The organism is Limnospira fusiformis SAG 85.79 (assembly GCF_012516315.1).
Classification (GTDB): Bacteria; Cyanobacteriota; Cyanobacteriia; order Cyanobacteriales; family Microcoleaceae; genus Limnospira; species Limnospira fusiformis.
On record NZ_CP051185.1, the window covers coordinates 2515640 to 2531643 of the forward strand.

The window sequence follows — 16004 nt, forward strand, 5'->3', positions numbered from 1 at the left end:
TAATTAATAATTAATAATGAATTGCAGGACCCAATAATCTATTCCCAACCAGACAACCATGAAAGACTCAACCGAAACTCTGCTGATGTTCGCCGAACTTCTGGAAGCTGAACCGCCAATCCTACCGCCAGATGCTTTGGAACCCGCTAAGGAATTGGCAGCCAACTTGCAGAATCTATCTGAAGCCGATATCAATCAGGCATCAGATCTGATTATAGACTGGATGGCACGATTTCCGCAAGCCCAAAATCACTTGGAAAAAGCGCGACGACAAAGAACCCGCAAGGAAGCCAACAAAACCCGCAAGGAAGCCGACGAACTCGAAGAAGATTCTCCCGGTGAAATACAATACACAATTCCCAACTTCCAAATCATCGAAGAAACGGAAACCAGGGTGATTATTACTCCGGCTCCCAATTCCTCCCAAATCTCCTTGTTTATCTATGTTCGGGAAAGTTTGATCCAATGGATTCAAAAAAAATAATTCCCCACACGGTTTATGCTCCCAATTTGCACCTTTTCGCGTTTCATCTGTGGCGGGGATTGACGGGGGAAACGGATTCCCTTGCGCCGCACCCGAAACAGTTATGGGAAAGGGGAGATGATATTTTAGAGACGCTGGGTTTTACCGAACGCCTCGACATTCACGGCTACCCAGACAACTCCCCAGAACCCGTCGGCTTGGAAGTTAACCTGAATCCTAAGAACCGTCTCCACCTCACGGGAACTCTGCCTAATTCCGACTTAAAAATAACGGGGAATATCTACACCCACCGACTGAATGATAGTTATAGCTTAACGGTTAATTTATGTCGCCCAGAATCGGAAAATGGCAACAAAACCCCAGAGGTCGATATTTCGTTTTGGCGCAATTTAAACACAGAAAGCCTGGTTTTTCTGCCAGATTTCATCCAAAGCTCTCTGGAACAAACATTGCTATTAACGGCATTTTTGCCAGTAAATGAACGCACAAAAAAGCCGGAAGATTTGGCAGATTTAGCGCACAGTTGCTTGGCGCAGGTAATGCCTTCCCGTAAGGTTAAACGTCCACCTTTGCACAAAATGGGGGAGTTGTTTGGTAGCCCGTTTTTTGAGTTTGGCGGTCAAGTTGTTGACGGGAATTTAGAGGGGGAAGCGCAGGTGCAACCCCATATCATCATCTTCCTGTTTCGGGACGATTTAGCCAGTGGTAAGTTGGTGGATGCTTATCGCCAATTTATCAATCTATTTTACTATCGAAATAAGGTGCTTTCCGCCTACCGGGAAACGCGGACACTGTACCGCAAAACCTACATCGCCTATACACAGTTAGAGCATAAAGTCAAGTCTTTTAAGCAAGAATTAACCCAAAATGAAACCCGTCTAGCGTTGACTGAGAGGCAACTGGAAGACCTGAAAAAGGTGTTAAAGGAATTGGCGGCGTTAGATTTGGAATATGCGCGACTGTTGCGAAACTATAAGCATTGTCGCAATACGATTAGCATCAATACGAAAAACTATCAGGTAACATTGACGGATATTTTTGACAGGCTGAGAAAGAAGGGTTATGATTTACAACAGCAGGAAATGGATGTTTTCAGGGAGTTTAGCGATCGCACTTCTCCCTATTTCCAAACCCGCATTAGTGACGAACTCAACTACTTTGTGGAGGGGTCAAGTTTAGCGGATAAAGCGATCGCCTCAATTCGTGGTATAGTGGAGATTGAACAAACCCAACGCGATCGCACCCGAGAACAACAAAACCAAAAACTCCAAGACGAAATTCAGGCTTGGGGTGTAGCCATTGGGACGGGAGCCATTATCGCCTCTACTTCGGGGTTAATGTTTGAGGAACCGAGGATTTTTCCCCTACCAGAAAATGGCGGGGGAATTTCCCATCCTTTTGCGATCGCTCTTTTCGCCAGTGTTGCGGGTGCTATTGTGGGGTGGAGTGGGACTAAATTTCTCATCTGGTTGAGTCGTCGGAAAGGGTTTCCTTTTCGTTAGGTGGTGGGGGGAAAGAAACCCGGTTTCTACCAGTCTCTCTGTTTCTCAATCAAGATTTTACCTAAGAAACCGGGTTTCTCGGTGTCTGGTGGGGGGAAAGAAACCCTAAAGAAACCCGGTTTCTACCAGTCTCTCTGTTTCTCAATCAAGATTTTACCTAAGAAACCGGGTTTCTCGGTGTCTGGTGGGGGGAAAGAAACTCTAAAGAAACCCGGTTTCTACCAGTCTCTCTGTTTCTCAATCAAGATTTTACCTAAGAAACCGGGTTTCTCGGTGTCTGGTGGGGGGAAAGAAACTCTAAAGAAACCCGGTTTCTACCAGTCTCTCTGTTTCTCAATCAAGATTTTACCTAAGAAACCGGGTTTCTCGGTGTCTGGTGGGGGGAAAGAAACTCTAAAGAAACCGGGTTTCTCGGTGTCTGGTGGGGGTCAAATAGGAGCGATCGCTGCTGATGCTATTTTCTCCCATTGAAATAGGTCTGAAAAACCGCCTTAGCAATAGGTGCGGCGGACACAGAACCATAACCACCTCTTTCGACCAAAACTGCGATCGCAATTTCTGGTTGATCCGCAGGTCCAAAAGCCACATACATAGAATTGTTGGGGTGTCCGGGAATTTCTACGGTTCCAGTTTTCCCTCCGGTTAAAGGAATAGAACCATCATTCAAAATTCTAGCAGTTCCCTCCTTGACAGTATCAATTAATCCCTGTCGGACCACATTTAAACTACCCGCCGAAATGGAAGTTTTAATAGGTTTAGTTTCATCGGTATTAGTTTGGGAAGCCAAGAGGTGAGGTTGTACTCGATAGCCGCCATTAGCGACGGTACTGGTCATAACCGCCAATTCCAAGGGAGTAGCTAAAACCAACCCCTGACCGATCGCCATAGTGACAGTATCCGCCACATACCAAGGCTCACCATACCATGCTTGTTTTTGTTCTGGGGTAGGGATTTGACCATGATTAGCGCCATCAAGTCCCAATAAATCCAAATTAATACTACCACCAATCCCTAATTCTTTCCCCCATTTAGCAATTTGATGAGGTCCCGCCGCCATTCCCACCTGATAAAAAAAGGTATTACTACTAACAGCAAGTGCCTTTCTAAATCCAATAGTACCATAACCACTATTACTATGCTCATGAAAACTCACGCCGCCAATGGTAATAGCCCCCGCAGTGGGTACAGTTGAATTAGGGGAAAATTTACCCGATTCTATACCGGCGATCGCCGTAACAATTTTAAATGTACTACCAGAGGGGTAGCCCTGTACAGCCCTATTTAACATAGGATTTTCGCGGCTTTGTAATTGTTCCCATTGTTGTGCAGTCATCGGACCAGAGAATATATTAGGATTAAAGCTAGGATGACTAACCATAGCCAAAATCGCGCCAGTTTTCACATCTAATACTACTACAGCACCAGAGCGATCGCCTAAAGCAGTTTCGGCGGTTTTTTGTAGTTCCAAATCTAAAGTTAACTGAAGCGGCTGACCGGGTTTTGGTTGTTGAATACCTAGTTCTTGAATTTCCTCTCCCCGAGAATTGACCTCAATTAATCGATTTCCCCACACTCCCTCAAGGGAAGAGTTAGCTATACGTTCTATCCCCATTTTCCCCGTTAGCATTCCCATAGGGTATTGAGGATTAGCCTTTAATTCCTGTAAACTAGCAGCGCCAATATATCCTAAAATATGGGAAGCCAGATGATTGTGTGGATAATAACGTTGAGACTCCCCGCGAACTTCTACCCCTTTAAAATACTCAGAACGTTCGGCGAGAGCAATAAACATTCCTGGGGTAATATCCTGTTTAATTAGCACAAAAAGATGGGAATTATAGCCCTTATTTTCGATAAGATTAATAATTTCTTGTGGAGTGATATCAAGAATCGGACCCAGTTGGGTAGCAATTTCCTGCCACTGTTGGGGTGACTGTTCCCTAGGCCAAATATAAACTGATCGCGCCAAACGACTGCGGGTGAGTCTTTGATTATGGCGATCGAAAATTTCGCCTCGTTTTGCCGGAATAGGAACTAGGCGAAGTCGGTTATTTTCCGCTCTGTCCCAATTGATAGCTCCTTGAATCAATTGTAAATTAGCGAGTTGAACAGTGTACAAACAAAACCCGGCAGTAATCAATAACAGCAGGATAATACCACGATGCAGACGGCCACGGTAAGACTGATGCCGCTGCGGTTTATCAGAAGTATATTGATTGTGAGGGGTAAACGGAGATTCACCAGCCATAGTTATCCTATCCAATGACCTACCTTTTATTTTTCAAAAGTGGTGTCATGAATCCGGAAAATCTATAGGCTGATTATTCCGTCGTGTAAACCTAAGGAGCAAATTGTTGTTCTTCCAGGGTGACAGGTTGTTCCGCATTTTTCTTAGAGATAATAGGGTCTAGGGGAGTTTCCACAGGAGGACTAGCGCTAGGCTTTAGAGAAGTGGAAGCATTAACAATACCACCGGAGACGATAATTTTAAATGCTTCTTCTACCGATAGGGATAAGTCGATCGCTTCATGGCGGGGAACAATAGCATACCAGCCACTGGTAGGGTTAGGAGTAGTCGGCACAAAAACACCAATCATATCTTCCGACAGGTGAGATTGAATGGTTGCATCTGCTGATCCGGTGACGAAAGCCAGAGTCCAAACTCCCCGCCGAGGATATTCTATCAGAACCACCCGCCGAAACTTATCATTTGAGTCTCTGAGGAGAGTTTCCAGAAGTTGTTTGAGGGTTTTGTAAACTGACCCCGCCAAGGGAATGCCTTGTAAAATCTGTTCACTGAGGTTAAGTAACCACTGACCAGCGATATTTCTAGCCATCAGACCAATGAACAGAATACCCATTAATGGAACAGCTAACCCCACCAAAATATTAAGTAGATTGACCAGAATGGGATTGAGGCCATCAAAAGGGTTAACTTGTTTAGGAATGCGGGTCAGAAATTTAATCACCGCTGTAGCCACGGTAATACTAAGCCAGATAGTAGTCGCCAGGGGAATTACCACCAGCAACCCGGCAATCAAATCATTTTTTAAATCATGTTTGAGGTTTTGGAACACGAGGCGTTCACTCTCCTGTTGACTAAAATGATGGGTTTGTGAAAATGGCGACTGCTTACGCCAAAGGGGTTAGGGGGACTGGCTGACTGAACCCGACAAAGAACCCCCCAGGAATTGGTAAGCCTAGAAAATGCGTTTTCGCTGTCGGTGGTTAGCAACAGATTCTACTAATCCCATGGCTAGAAAATTACTTAGGAGTGCCGATCGCCCATAGCTGAGAAATGGTAAAGGGATGCCTGTAACTGGTGCTAGTCCAATATTCATGCCAATATTTACAAATACTTGGAACATCAACATTGACAATACCCCGATCGCAATTAAGGAACCAAAACTATCCTTAGCAGTTTGGGCAATAATCACCAATCGCAGGCAAATTATCCAGAACACTGCCAAAACAATAATACAACCGATAAACCCCAATTCTTCCCCAATGGCAGAAAAGATGAAGTCGGTATGCTGTTCGGGAATAAAATCTAGCTGAGTTTGGGTTCCCTGATACAAACCTCGGCCATATAACTGTCCCGAACCAATGGCAATGCGAGATTGAATTAAGTGATATCCTGCTCCTAGGGGGTCTTGCTCTGGGTTTAAAAAGCCAATCAGTCGCTGCTTTTGATAATCTTGCAGAAACCCCCAGAAAATATCTCCTAATTTTCCGGCCCCCAAATTCATACCCAAGGCGAGAGGTCCGGTCACATACCGCCAAGGTAAACTCCACCAGCCTACAAACCCCATGGCTACAGCCCAAATGATGCCAGCAGGTTGATAGACTGTTGTTAAAATAGCTGATATAATCGGGGACAATAACAGGATTAACCAACCGGGATGGACATTGCCCCAATACAACATTCCCAGGGTAATCATACCAAAGACTAGGGAGGTTCCTAGGTTGGGTTCAATTAATACTAACCCCCAGGGAACAGCCGCGATAATCAGCATTTTGATGGTGTCTGGAATGCTGGGTATCTTGACCTCGTGCAGAAGTGCTGCCAAAACAATAATTATCCCCACCTTGGCAAATTCGGAGGGCTGGACGTGAAAACCACCAATATTAATCCAGCGTTGGGCTCCTAGGGCTGTGGTTCCGATTAATTGAACGGCAATCAGGGAGAGGTTAACGATAATATAAACTATCCATTTCCAATTGATTAGTGTTTGGTAGTTACTCTTGGCAATTATCATCGCCAGGATTAACCCTACACCTCCGGTGATCCAGTGTTGCCACCAGTCTGTCAGTCCTTGGGTAACTTCTACACTACGGATCATGATGCCGCCTAATCCGGTGAGGGCGACACAGGCGACTAATAATAACCAGTCTACTTCTGCCCAAGCTGCTAGGGGCGATCGCCTATAGCTTTTTAATCTGGCTCTGAAAAACATATAATTTTTGGCTGAACTGTTTAACTCTTAACCTACCCACGGAAACAGGGATGATTAAATCACTCAATTATCACCTTTTTTGATGGGTTCATAGAGATACTCAAAGGCGTTACCGTCCGGGTCGCGACCGTAAAAGGAGGCGGTACCGTCTCGGTGTTCGTGAATGGGGGTAATTTCTGCCCCTTGTTGTTGTAATTGCTGATAGGCTGTTTCTATTTCCGTGCGATCGCTAAACACAAACCCAAAATGGGATCTGGCTTGGTTGTAACCTGGACCCAGCAAGGCAAGTCCATCATCTCCCGCCTTCAAATAAGCCCAATCGCTATCTTGCCATACTAATTCCATACCCAAATTTTGGTAAAAACTGGCGGCGGTCTGAATATCTTGGACACAGATGGCTACATGGCCTAAGCGTTTGAGTTGCATAATCAGAAATTAGGGTTTATGGTTGCTATTCTACGAAGAAAGTGGGCAAAATCGCCCACTCTCCGACACTGTGAATGATTTTAACCTGCCTTGACCAGTTGTTTGTCAGCAGGGCGATCGCTTTGGACAGGCGCACTCAAAGCCTCTTCTAGGGATGATTTCCCCAGACGTTCTTCTAGGATATCCATCACTCCCCGTCCAAAATCATTAGGGTTCCGTTTCCAGGCTTCTAAACAGACCTCCCCAAAGAAAGACCCCAAGGGTTCCGGGTTCCATAGAAGTTTCCGGGCTGTCCAAGGCATCAAACTCATGGGATTATAATTGCGATCGAGTATACCGTTGTTAAAGGCATATTCTTCTAAATGGGTGTGGGGTTGTAAGCCAATAAAAAAGATGGCAGGTTCCACCTTATCCGCCCCAAAAATCGCCTCCAATTCCCGATGATAAGCAATGGTCTGACGGATAGTGTCAAAGGTTTCATCAATCACATTAAACGAATAGTTAACAGACACCAAATCATTAAATCCGGCTGCTTTTAAATCTCGGCAGTTTTCTAATACTACACGCAGATTATAGCCCATCCGCATTTTTCTGACCAATTCCTGGGAACCGCTGGTGATACCGATTTCAAAGTAATTCATTCCGGTTTTAACCATCAGTTCACACAATTGGGGGGTGAGGTTATCCGCCCGAATATACGCCGCCCAATTTATATCATTCATGCCAGCATCAAGGATTTTTTGTAGCAGTTCTACGGCATCATCAATAAATCGACGGGCGGGGATAAATTGAGCATCGGTAAACCAAAAGTTACGGATTCCACGATGGTAAAGTTGCTGCATTTCTGCGACTACTTCATCAGCGGGATTAATCCGCACCTGTTTACCTTCAATTACGGTATAGACACAATAACAGCAGTTGTGGGGACAACCACGCTTAGTCTGAACACCGATATAAAAATCCCCATCCTGAAAATAGTAGTCAAACTCCGGCCAAACTTGGCTAATATAATCATAGTTACAGGCGGTTTTCTCAATATTAGTCGGTTTTTCATGAATCATGCGATCGCGTGGTTGAGTTTGTCCGACCACATAACAGCGTTCATTACTGAAGTCTTCACCCCTCAATAATTTTTCTAATAACGCCTCCCCTTCCCCTACGGAAATAATTGTGCCATCAGGGAGACTCTCCCCTAATTGTTCATAAAACACACTCACCGCGCCGCCACCTACTACCGCGCGTGCTTGGGGTTGATAGCGTCTGGCTCGGTTGAGTCCCTGCCGCACTAAACTGGTATTACGCCACAGTTCGTTATAGTAGGATACTGCTAACCGTAATCCTCCGAAAGCACCCCGCAACTTAACTAGGGGGTTTTTGGCATAGTAAAACTCAAAGGCATTTTGCAAAGGATTTCCGCCCCGTCCGCCCACGGGAGCATAAATTTGGATATCCCGCCACGAAAATACTAACAGTGTCGGCTGGAACTCGTCAATGCAGTTATTGAGGGCTAAACTATAGTCTAGGGGGGGAACAGTCCCTAGGTCAAAGATTCGCTGCTCTACAGAACCAAATAGCTTATGTACATGGTCTGCTAGGTAAACTACCCCTATGGGGAAGATGGGGTTGCAGGGGAGGCGAACGTATAGGATTTTTTGGTCCATGATTTTAAATGAGTGAATGGGTTGCTTATTAATATAACTTAACAATATAGCTGGCTGTTTTCATCTTACAATCAATGGCGAGGGCGGGTTAATGGGCTGCGATCGCTTAACTTGAGCCAGATGGGGGGATCGTCGAATATATGATAGTCGGTAGGTTACAGGCAAAAATCATTATCGATTGGTAGTCGCGATTACAGCCAATAGCGATCGCAAAATGTTAGTTTGGCTGTATACAAAACTCATATTGCAATACTCCTTAACATGGCTCAAATTCTTGATCCCCTACCCTATAACAGTCCTGGCCGAGTTCTCTGCTGCTACGTTAACGCTACTAGCAATATTCAGATTGCCAGAATTAGCAATGTCCCAAATTGGTATTTTGAACGGGTGGTATTTCCCGGTCAGCGTTTGGTGTTTGAAGCTATACCAGAAGCCCTGTTAGAGATTCACACAGGAAAAATGGCTAGTGCCATTCTATCCGATAAGATTCCCTGCGATCGTCTGCAAATTGACCAAGAACTCCCACCTATTGATGAAGTCCACCCCAGTGCCGCTGCCCTAGCTTACCACGAACGGATCACAGGTCGCAGTTCTGAAGGAAAGCCCTCAGTTTTGACAACTCCGGCTTTGAGTTCTGTTGATTAACCCCTAGAGTGCGTCAGACCGAGATAATCGTAATCACCACCAGAGTATAGCAGTTCCCGGACGGATGAGGTACTTTTCAAAGCCCCTCTCCCGTATTGGGAGAGGGGTTTGGGGTGAGGGCTGTATTTCAACGCACCAGATAATCCCCATCATCGGCAGATAATCGGAATCACCACCAGAGTATAGCAGTTCCCGGACGGATGAGGTACTTTTCAAAGCCCCTCTCCCGTATTGGGAGAGGGGTTTGGGGTGAGGGCTGTATTTCAACGCACCAGATAATCCCCATCATCGGCAGATAATCGGAATCATGACCAGAGTATAGCAGTTCCCGGACGGATGAGGTACTTTTCAAAGCCCCTCTCCCGTATTGGGAGAGGGGTTTGGGGTGAGGGCTGTATTTCAACGCACCAGATAATCCCCATCATCGGCAGATAATCGTAATCACCACCAGAGTATAGCAGTTCCCGGACGGATGAGGTACTTTTCAAAGCCCCTCTCCCGTATTGGGAGAGGGGTTTGGGGTGAGGGCTGTATTTCAACGCACCAGATAATCCCCATCATCGGCAGATAATCGTAATCACCACCAGAGTATAGCAGTTCCCGGACGGATGAGGTACTTTTCAAAGCCCCTCTCCCGTATTGGGAGAGGGGTTTGGGGTGAGGGCTGTATTTCAACGCACCAGATAATCCCCATCATCGGCAGATAATCGGAATCACCACCAGAGTATAGCAGTTCCCGGACGGATGAGGTACTTTTCAAAGCCCCTCTCCCGTATTGGGAGAGGGGTTTGGGGTGAGGGCTGTATTTCAACGCACCAGATAATCCCCATCATCGGCAGATAATCGGAATCACCACCAGAGTATAGCAGTTCCCGGACGGATGAGGTACTTTTCAAAGCCCCTCTCCCGTATTGGGAGAGGGGTTTGGGGTGAGGGCTGTATTTCAACGCACCAGATAATCCCCATCATTGGCAGATAATCGTAATCACCACCAGAGTATAGCAGTTCCCGGACGGATGAGGTACTTTTCAAAGCCCCTCTCCCGTATTGGGAGAGGGGTTTGGGGTGAGGGCTGTATTTCAACGCACCAGATAATCCCCATCATCGGCAGATAATCGTAATCACCACCAGAGTATAGCAGTTCCCGGACGGATGAGGTACTTTTCAAAGCCCCTCTCCCGTATTGGGAGAGGGGTTTGGGGTGAGGGCTGTATTTCAACGCACCAGATAATCCCCATCATCGGCAGATAATCGGAATCACCACCAGAGTATAGCAGTTCCCGGACGGATGAGGTACTTTTCAAAGCCCCTCTCCCGTATTGGGAGAGGGGTTTGGGGTGAGGGCTGTATTTCAACGCACCAGATAATCCCCATCATCGGCAGATAATCGGAATCACCACCAGAGTATAGCAGTTCCCGGACGGATGAGGTACTTTTCAAAGCCCCTCTCCCGTATTGGGAGAGGGGTTTGGGGTGAGGGCTGTATTTCAACGCACCAGATAATCCCCATCATCGGCAGATAATCGTAATCACCACCAGAGTATAGCAGTTCCCGGACGGATGAGGTACTTTTCAAAGCCCCTCTCCCGTATTGGGAGAGGGGTTTGGGGTGAGGGCTGTATTTCAACGCACCAGATAATCCCCATCATCGGCAGATAATCGGAATCACCACCAGAGTATAGCAGTTCCCGGACGGATGAGGTACTTTTCAAAGCCCCTCTCCCGTATTGGGAGAGGGGTTTGGGGTGAGGGCTGTATTTCAACGCACCAGAGTAGGAAAAATTGATGCACCATATAAATGTCTGCTGGCTGATTGGGTATTAAAAAAATGATGGATGTCGAAGAGATAGCATTATCAGAAAATGTGGTTTTTCGTATTTCCCCAATTGTGCGAATAACCTTGCTAAGTTTGTATGGTGCGTTGATGATTCCGCTACCATTCCTGGCTATCGTCGCCGATACACCTATTTCTCCCCAGGTGTTGTGGGGGGGTATTGTTTTAGGGGGTGTGGCTGTCTACGGGGCGCTGAGTGAGCGAGTAGTGGTGAACGATCGCACTATTGAAGTCACCTATCCGAGGTGGGTGCGAGTGTTTTGGCGGCGGGGTTGGTGTTTAAGTTGGTCAGAGGTGCGATCGCTACGTCCGAGGACCACCGGACAAGGGGGATTAGTTTATTATTTCGTGAGTGAGTCCGGGGAAGGTTATTTGCTACCCATGCGAATTGCTGGCTTTGCGAAGTTAGTGGCGATCGCGCAACAACAAACCGGAATTGATACTACTGACGTGCGACCTTTATCTCAGCCCTGGATGTATTTAATTCTGTTCTGTTGTACCCTCCTGTTAATCCTAGTCGATATTTGGACAATTGCCAACGTCTTTAACGCTTAGGTTAAATTCTCACCTTCCCCAACGCTGATCAGATGTATGATCAGATCATCCCCCATGGCAATATTGTCGGGTGGGAGTGTTGAATGAACAGAGAGAGAGTGGCATTTAATGGCATACTGGCTATTCCAAGGTAATCCCAAATATTATCGGGTGCTTGATGGTATCCGTGATTTCCAGGAAATGCCCTGGTTAGTCACCCGCTACCGTAAAGATATCAGCGTGGGGGATGGTGTATTAATTTGGAAAGCCGGAACCGCCGCCGGAGTATATGCAATTGCGGAAGTAATCGCACCCGCAGAGCCTCTCCAAGAAGTTCCCGATCGCAACTACTGGATTGATCAAACTCGCTTAGGTTATAAACCCTGCGCGCAAATCAAATTCACTACCAAGCTATTAGATAACCCCCTACTGCGGTCTGACTGTAAACAAGATCCCATCCTCCAAACCCTGTTGGTGATTCGCGCCCCCAACAGTACCAATTTTAAGGTCACAGATGAACAGTGGCGGCGAGTCCATGAGTTAACCCGTGGGAATTGATGTTAAAACTTCAGCAGGTCTCTGTCAAATCTCCAATTATCCTCAAACCTCTGTTGCTCGATATTTCTGCCTGTGTTCAACCAGGCGATCGCATTGCTTTAATGGGAGTTGCTGGGTCGGGGAAAAGTCTGTTGCTGCGATTAATTAATCGGCTAATCTCTCCCTGTAGTGGTTGCCTGTATTTCCGGGAGAGTAATTATCAAAATATTGACCCCGTTTGGTTACGCCAAAAAATCACCTTGGTTTTACCAGAACCCAGACTTTTGGGGATGAGGGTTTCGGAAGCGATCGCTTATCCCTTACGGTTGCGAAAAATGTCCGAAGATGAACTGACCACACGGGTTAATCTCTGGGTGGAAAGGTTAGCCATTCCCCCCGATATTCTAGCCCTAACTGAGGTGCAACTTTCCAGCCGACAGCAACAATGGATATCTCTGACTAGGGGTTTAGTTATTCAACCGGATATCCTGTTATTAGATGAACCGACGGCTAACCTTAACCCACAACAGCAACAGTGTTTGGCACAAATTTTAACGGATTTTTACCAGGGGGAAAATATGGCGATCGTCGCTACTCATAACCCTGATTTTGCGCGTCAGTTCGCCACTAGGGTTTGGTATCTTCACCAGGGAGAGTTAGTTGATGACCTGCCAGTAGAACAAGTCAATTGGGCTGAATTTACTGAGGTTTTACAATCTCAAAAAACCGCAGTTTCTCAAGAGTGGGATAATCTCTAATCAACAATTATCCCCCCAAAGATGTCTGGTCGGCTATTCCATAACTTTTGCTAATTCATCCCGCCAGATAAATTTAATCTTCTCAAGATTATTAAGAATTATTACGATTTTATCGCGAATAGGTGTCAAAAAGTTGACGAGATTATGGGGGTTGTGCTATCATCAAATAAATCGCACCCAAGGGGTTACTATGTCTACTCGCCAAAATATCGGCTAAAACCCCTATTCCGTCGCGCGAAAAGTTATTCTCCCAGCACAAATAAAAAATCACGATGCACGAGTTTTGGGTGGAGAGGCGATCGCCTTTTTTGACCCCTCTTGACAAAAGCGACATTTTGTGCATAGCAGGGGAACCGAAAGGGCGAAAAGGGGACTGGGAGGGCTGTCTAGGGTAATCTTCAATGGTTGATGATTAATTGCGATCGCCCTGTTCACCCCTTCACTCTAGCGCGTACCTTCGGGTTGAGCTTTCCCCCCCAGAGTGTTTTAGAAAACTTCTCAGGCTGAACTATCCAGTCGGGCGAAACAGTTAAAAGCCGCCGGAATTTATCATATTTAAGCACTGGGTATGATGACTTTGATTTCAGTCTGCCAATTAAAATCATCTGCATTAAATGTATAAATACTTTCGACTTGATGGCATTGCATAATCGCGAGGTGCATCAAGTCAAATACTCTCGCCCCGCTGACGGGGTGTATTTTGAGCAATTCCAACCATTGCTGGAATACTTCATCTGACATGGACAGAAATTCGATATTCGGCATTTGCATAAATCTTTCGATTCGCGAAATTGTCTCTTGAGGGGTTAGGGGATGGGCTACAGATTTAGAACCCGTTACAACAGAATAAAACTCGGCAACTACCTGAGAAGACAAACAGAGGATTTCTAACCTACCAGGTCTGAGAATTTCCAAAGCCGCCCGATGTTTTGGTCTATTCTCCCGACTCAAATCAATTGAATAGACCAAAATATTAGTATCTAAATATCGTTTAGTTTGCTCAGTTGATACCATAGATATCACTTCTGGCGATCGCGTCTTTTGCGCCAATATCGGCTACCAACCAATCAAATTCTCGTTCTATTTCTGGCAATTCTCCTCTGGGGATATCTTGGGGGTGAATTAAATGGGAGGAGAATGCGTCCTTTTGTCGGGCTACCAATCTGAACGCCGCCACAATTTCTTCGATCGCTGTAATTTGTTGAGGCGTGAGGTCGCTTACATCAATGACTTTAGGGTTCATCGCGGGTTGGGAAATGTCGAAAATTACCACAGTTATTATGGTAGCAGTTCTCCAGACAGGTGGGAACCATCAATCCCATCATAGCGATCGCGCCTCCGTAGTTATTTTGACTCATCTCTGTCTCCGCTGGTCTGCTAATTACATAACTTATGCTAATTCATCCCGCCAGATAAATTTAATCTTCCAAAGATTATTAAGAATTGTTACGATTTTATCGCGAATAGGTGTCAAAAAGTTGACGAGATTATGGGGGTTGTGCTACCATCAAATAAATCGCACCCAAGGGGTTACTATGTCTACTCGCCAAAATATCGGCTACAACCCGCATTCGGTCGCGCGAAAAGTTATTCTCCCAGCACAAATAAAAAATCACGATGCACGAGTTTTTCGGAGAGAGGCGATCGCCTTTTTTGACCCCTCTTGACAAAAGCGACATTTTGTGCATAGCAGGGGAACCGAAAGGGCGAAAAGGGGACTGGGAGGGCTGTCTAGGGTAATCTTCAATGGTTGATGATTAATTGCGATCGCACCCCTTCTACAACGCGGTTCATTCCGACAGAATTAGAGGCTTTAAACAGAACGCGATCGCCCGGTTTAAGGAATGCGAGAACCTTGTCAATCATCAGTTGATGAGCTTGGGGGGAACCGAGGTCTTGAATATCAATAAAATCGATTACCATAGCGCCCTCAGCCATAGCTTGAGCCTCAGCCAAATCAGCCAAAATAAATAAACCATCTAAATTGAGCCTTTGAGTTTCCGCCCCAACTTGCTGATGAAATTCAAGCGATCGCTCACCCAACTCCTTCATAGTACCCAACACTGCGATATGACGATTACCGGGAGTTTCCGCCAACAATTTTAACGCCGCCAAAGTTGATTCTAAACCCGCATTATAAGTTTCATCTAACAACAGAATATCCTGAGCCAGGTGGTAACGTTTAGCCCGTCCCTGTGGCATTTGTAGGGATAAGCCGGTGCTGAGGGGTGCATAAAGTTCTTCGGCGGAAGTTTCCCAACCAGCGATCGCCCTAAGCACAGCCAAAGCCGCCAAAAAATTAGAGGCATTATGGGAACCCGGTAAAGGTAAAGGCAACTCTATACCTGCCACGCGGATAGTTTCATGTCCTAATAATTCCCCCTGTAAAATCCCCCCTTCCAAACCATAGGTAATAGTTGTTCCCGACCAAACTTGAGTCGCGGTTGACATGAGGCGGCGGTTATCATGATTAAGCACAGCGATTGATGTATCCGGCATTTCCGCCAGCAATTCACACTTAGCACGAGCGATCGCATCTTCCGAACCCAAACGGCCGATATGAGCAGTTCCCACATTGACAATTACCCCCACCGTAGGACGGGCTATGCGAGTCAAGTCAGCAATTTCTCCCGGTCCGCGCATAGCCATTTCAATGACAGCAAAATCATGATCCGAGCGCAATTCTAGGAGAGTTTTCGGGACTCCTATTTCGTTGTTGTAATTCCCGAAGGTTTTGTGAACCTTACCATGATGAGAAAGTACAGCGGAAATGAGTTCTTTAGTAGTAGTTTTTCCCACGGAACCCGTCACGCCAATTATAGGAATAGAAAAGCGATCGCGCCAACTGCGTGCGAGGGTCTGATAAGCGCGTAAAGTATCAGCCACTGGAATTAAGGGAAATTCCGGGTGAGAGACAGCAAATTCCCGATTAACCACCGCACAAAGGGCCCCTTTAGCGATCGCCGCCACGACAAAATCATGTCCATCAAAGCGATCGCCCTGCAATGCCACAAATACCTCTCCCCGTTGGAGGGTACGAGTATCAGTTGTGATACCAATCACAGGAAAGTTATTAGACACATCACAGGATACTTCCCCATTTACTGTTAAAATCTGCAACAGTTGGGTCAGGGTAAACAGCTCAGACATAATTTATCGCATCTAC

17 protein-coding genes are annotated in these 16004 nt (G+C 46.1%); 8 read left to right on the plus strand and 9 right to left on the minus strand.

Going from position 1 to position 16004, the window contains the following annotated elements; genetic code table 11:
* The first annotated feature begins 58 nt into the window (after positions 1 to 58).
* Genes HFV01_RS11965 through HFV01_RS11975 form a run of 3 tightly spaced genes read left to right on the plus strand, consistent with a single transcriptional unit; the run spans position 59 to position 2457 of the window.
* Entirely contained in the window at positions 59 to 484 is a 426-nt protein-coding gene (locus tag HFV01_RS11965; protein ID WP_193521119.1) for a hypothetical protein, read from the plus strand.
* Positions 466 to 1986 (plus strand): hypothetical protein, encoded by a 1521-nt coding sequence (locus tag HFV01_RS11970; protein WP_193521120.1) that lies wholly within the window; start codon positions 466 to 468, stop codon positions 1984 to 1986. Before HFV01_RS11965 ends, HFV01_RS11970 begins: the two co-directional genes overlap by 19 nt.
* Positions 1987 to 2457 carry a hypothetical protein gene (locus HFV01_RS11975; protein WP_193521121.1) on the plus strand — a complete coding sequence of 157 codons (471 nt, stop codon included), beginning with the start codon at positions 1987 to 1989 and terminating at the stop codon, positions 2455 to 2457.
* Here HFV01_RS11975 and mrdA read toward each other — a convergent pair.
* From mrdA to HFV01_RS12000, 5 genes are all read right to left on the minus strand, one after another.
* On the minus strand, positions 2441 to 4234 hold the full coding sequence (gene mrdA, locus HFV01_RS11980; RefSeq protein ID WP_193521122.1) for a penicillin-binding protein 2: 1794 nt from the start codon (positions 4232 to 4234) through the stop codon (positions 2441 to 2443). The genes HFV01_RS11975 and mrdA overlap by 17 nt on opposite strands.
* A gap of 91 nt (positions 4235 to 4325) precedes the next feature.
* Positions 4326 to 5063, minus strand: a complete 738-nt coding sequence (locus HFV01_RS11985; RefSeq protein WP_006625371.1) for a DUF502 domain-containing protein — start codon at positions 5061 to 5063, stop codon at positions 4326 to 4328.
* A 123-nt stretch (positions 5064 to 5186) separates the two neighbouring features.
* Positions 5187 to 6443 (minus strand): rod shape-determining protein RodA, encoded by a 1257-nt coding sequence (gene rodA, locus HFV01_RS11990; protein ID WP_006670328.1) that lies wholly within the window; start codon positions 6441 to 6443, stop codon positions 5187 to 5189.
* A gap of 63 nt (positions 6444 to 6506) precedes the next feature.
* Entirely contained in the window at positions 6507 to 6869 is a 363-nt protein-coding gene (locus HFV01_RS11995) for a VOC family protein (RefSeq protein ID WP_006625373.1), read from the minus strand.
* Between the two features lie 80 nt (positions 6870 to 6949).
* The gene (locus tag HFV01_RS12000) at positions 6950 to 8530 is read right to left on the minus strand and encodes a photosystem II high light acclimation radical SAM protein (protein ID WP_006625374.1); all 1581 of its coding nucleotides are present in this window, start codon (positions 8528 to 8530) and stop codon (positions 6950 to 6952) included.
* Positions 8531 to 8791: 261 nt separating this feature from the next.
* On the opposite strand from HFV01_RS12000, the gene HFV01_RS12005 reads away from it, so the two are divergent.
* From HFV01_RS12005 to HFV01_RS12020, 4 genes are all read left to right on the plus strand, one after another.
* Positions 8792 to 9175: a DUF1830 domain-containing protein gene (locus HFV01_RS12005; protein ID WP_008051205.1), complete on the plus strand. Its 384-nt coding sequence runs from the start codon at positions 8792 to 8794 to the stop codon at positions 9173 to 9175.
* Between the two features lie 1828 nt (positions 9176 to 11003).
* Positions 11004 to 11564, plus strand: coding sequence for a hypothetical protein (locus tag HFV01_RS12010; protein ID WP_006670329.1), 561 nt, complete (start codon positions 11004 to 11006; stop codon positions 11562 to 11564).
* A 108-nt stretch (positions 11565 to 11672) separates the two neighbouring features.
* Complete coding sequence (locus tag HFV01_RS12015; protein WP_006625378.1) at positions 11673 to 12101, plus strand: EVE domain-containing protein; 429 nt, start codon at positions 11673 to 11675, stop codon at positions 12099 to 12101.
* Positions 12101 to 12838 (plus strand): ABC transporter ATP-binding protein, encoded by a 738-nt coding sequence (locus HFV01_RS12020; protein ID WP_193521123.1) that lies wholly within the window; start codon positions 12101 to 12103, stop codon positions 12836 to 12838. Before HFV01_RS12015 ends, HFV01_RS12020 begins: the two co-directional genes overlap by 1 nt.
* A 267-nt stretch (positions 12839 to 13105) precedes the next feature.
* On the opposite strand, the gene HFV01_RS12025 is transcribed toward HFV01_RS12020, so the two are convergent.
* From HFV01_RS12025 to HFV01_RS12035, 3 genes are all read right to left on the minus strand, one after another.
* Positions 13106 to 13273, minus strand: a complete 168-nt coding sequence (locus HFV01_RS12025; protein ID WP_193521124.1) for a hypothetical protein — start codon at positions 13271 to 13273, stop codon at positions 13106 to 13108.
* 120 nt (positions 13274 to 13393) lie between these two features.
* A complete protein-coding gene (locus tag HFV01_RS12030; protein WP_318286247.1) occupies positions 13394 to 13888 on the minus strand; it encodes a type II toxin-antitoxin system VapC family toxin in 495 nt (164 codons plus the stop codon).
* On the minus strand, positions 13839 to 14111 hold the full coding sequence (locus tag HFV01_RS12035) for a hypothetical protein (protein WP_231296376.1): 273 nt from the start codon (positions 14109 to 14111) through the stop codon (positions 13839 to 13841). The genes HFV01_RS12030 and HFV01_RS12035 overlap by 50 nt, the downstream gene beginning before the upstream one ends.
* 7 nt (positions 14112 to 14118) lie before the next feature.
* Here HFV01_RS12035 and HFV01_RS12040 point away from each other — a divergent pair, with 7 nt between their 5' ends.
* On the plus strand, positions 14119 to 14505 hold the full coding sequence (locus HFV01_RS12040; protein ID WP_193521125.1) for a hypothetical protein: 387 nt from the start codon (positions 14119 to 14121) through the stop codon (positions 14503 to 14505).
* Between the two features lie 76 nt (positions 14506 to 14581).
* Here the strand turns inward: HFV01_RS12040 and HFV01_RS12045 are convergent, their stop codons facing one another.
* Positions 14582 to 15988: a UDP-N-acetylmuramoyl-tripeptide--D-alanyl-D-alanine ligase gene (locus tag HFV01_RS12045; RefSeq protein ID WP_006625383.1), complete on the minus strand. Its 1407-nt coding sequence runs from the start codon at positions 15986 to 15988 to the stop codon at positions 14582 to 14584.
* Positions 15989 to 16004 lie beyond the last annotated feature (16 nt).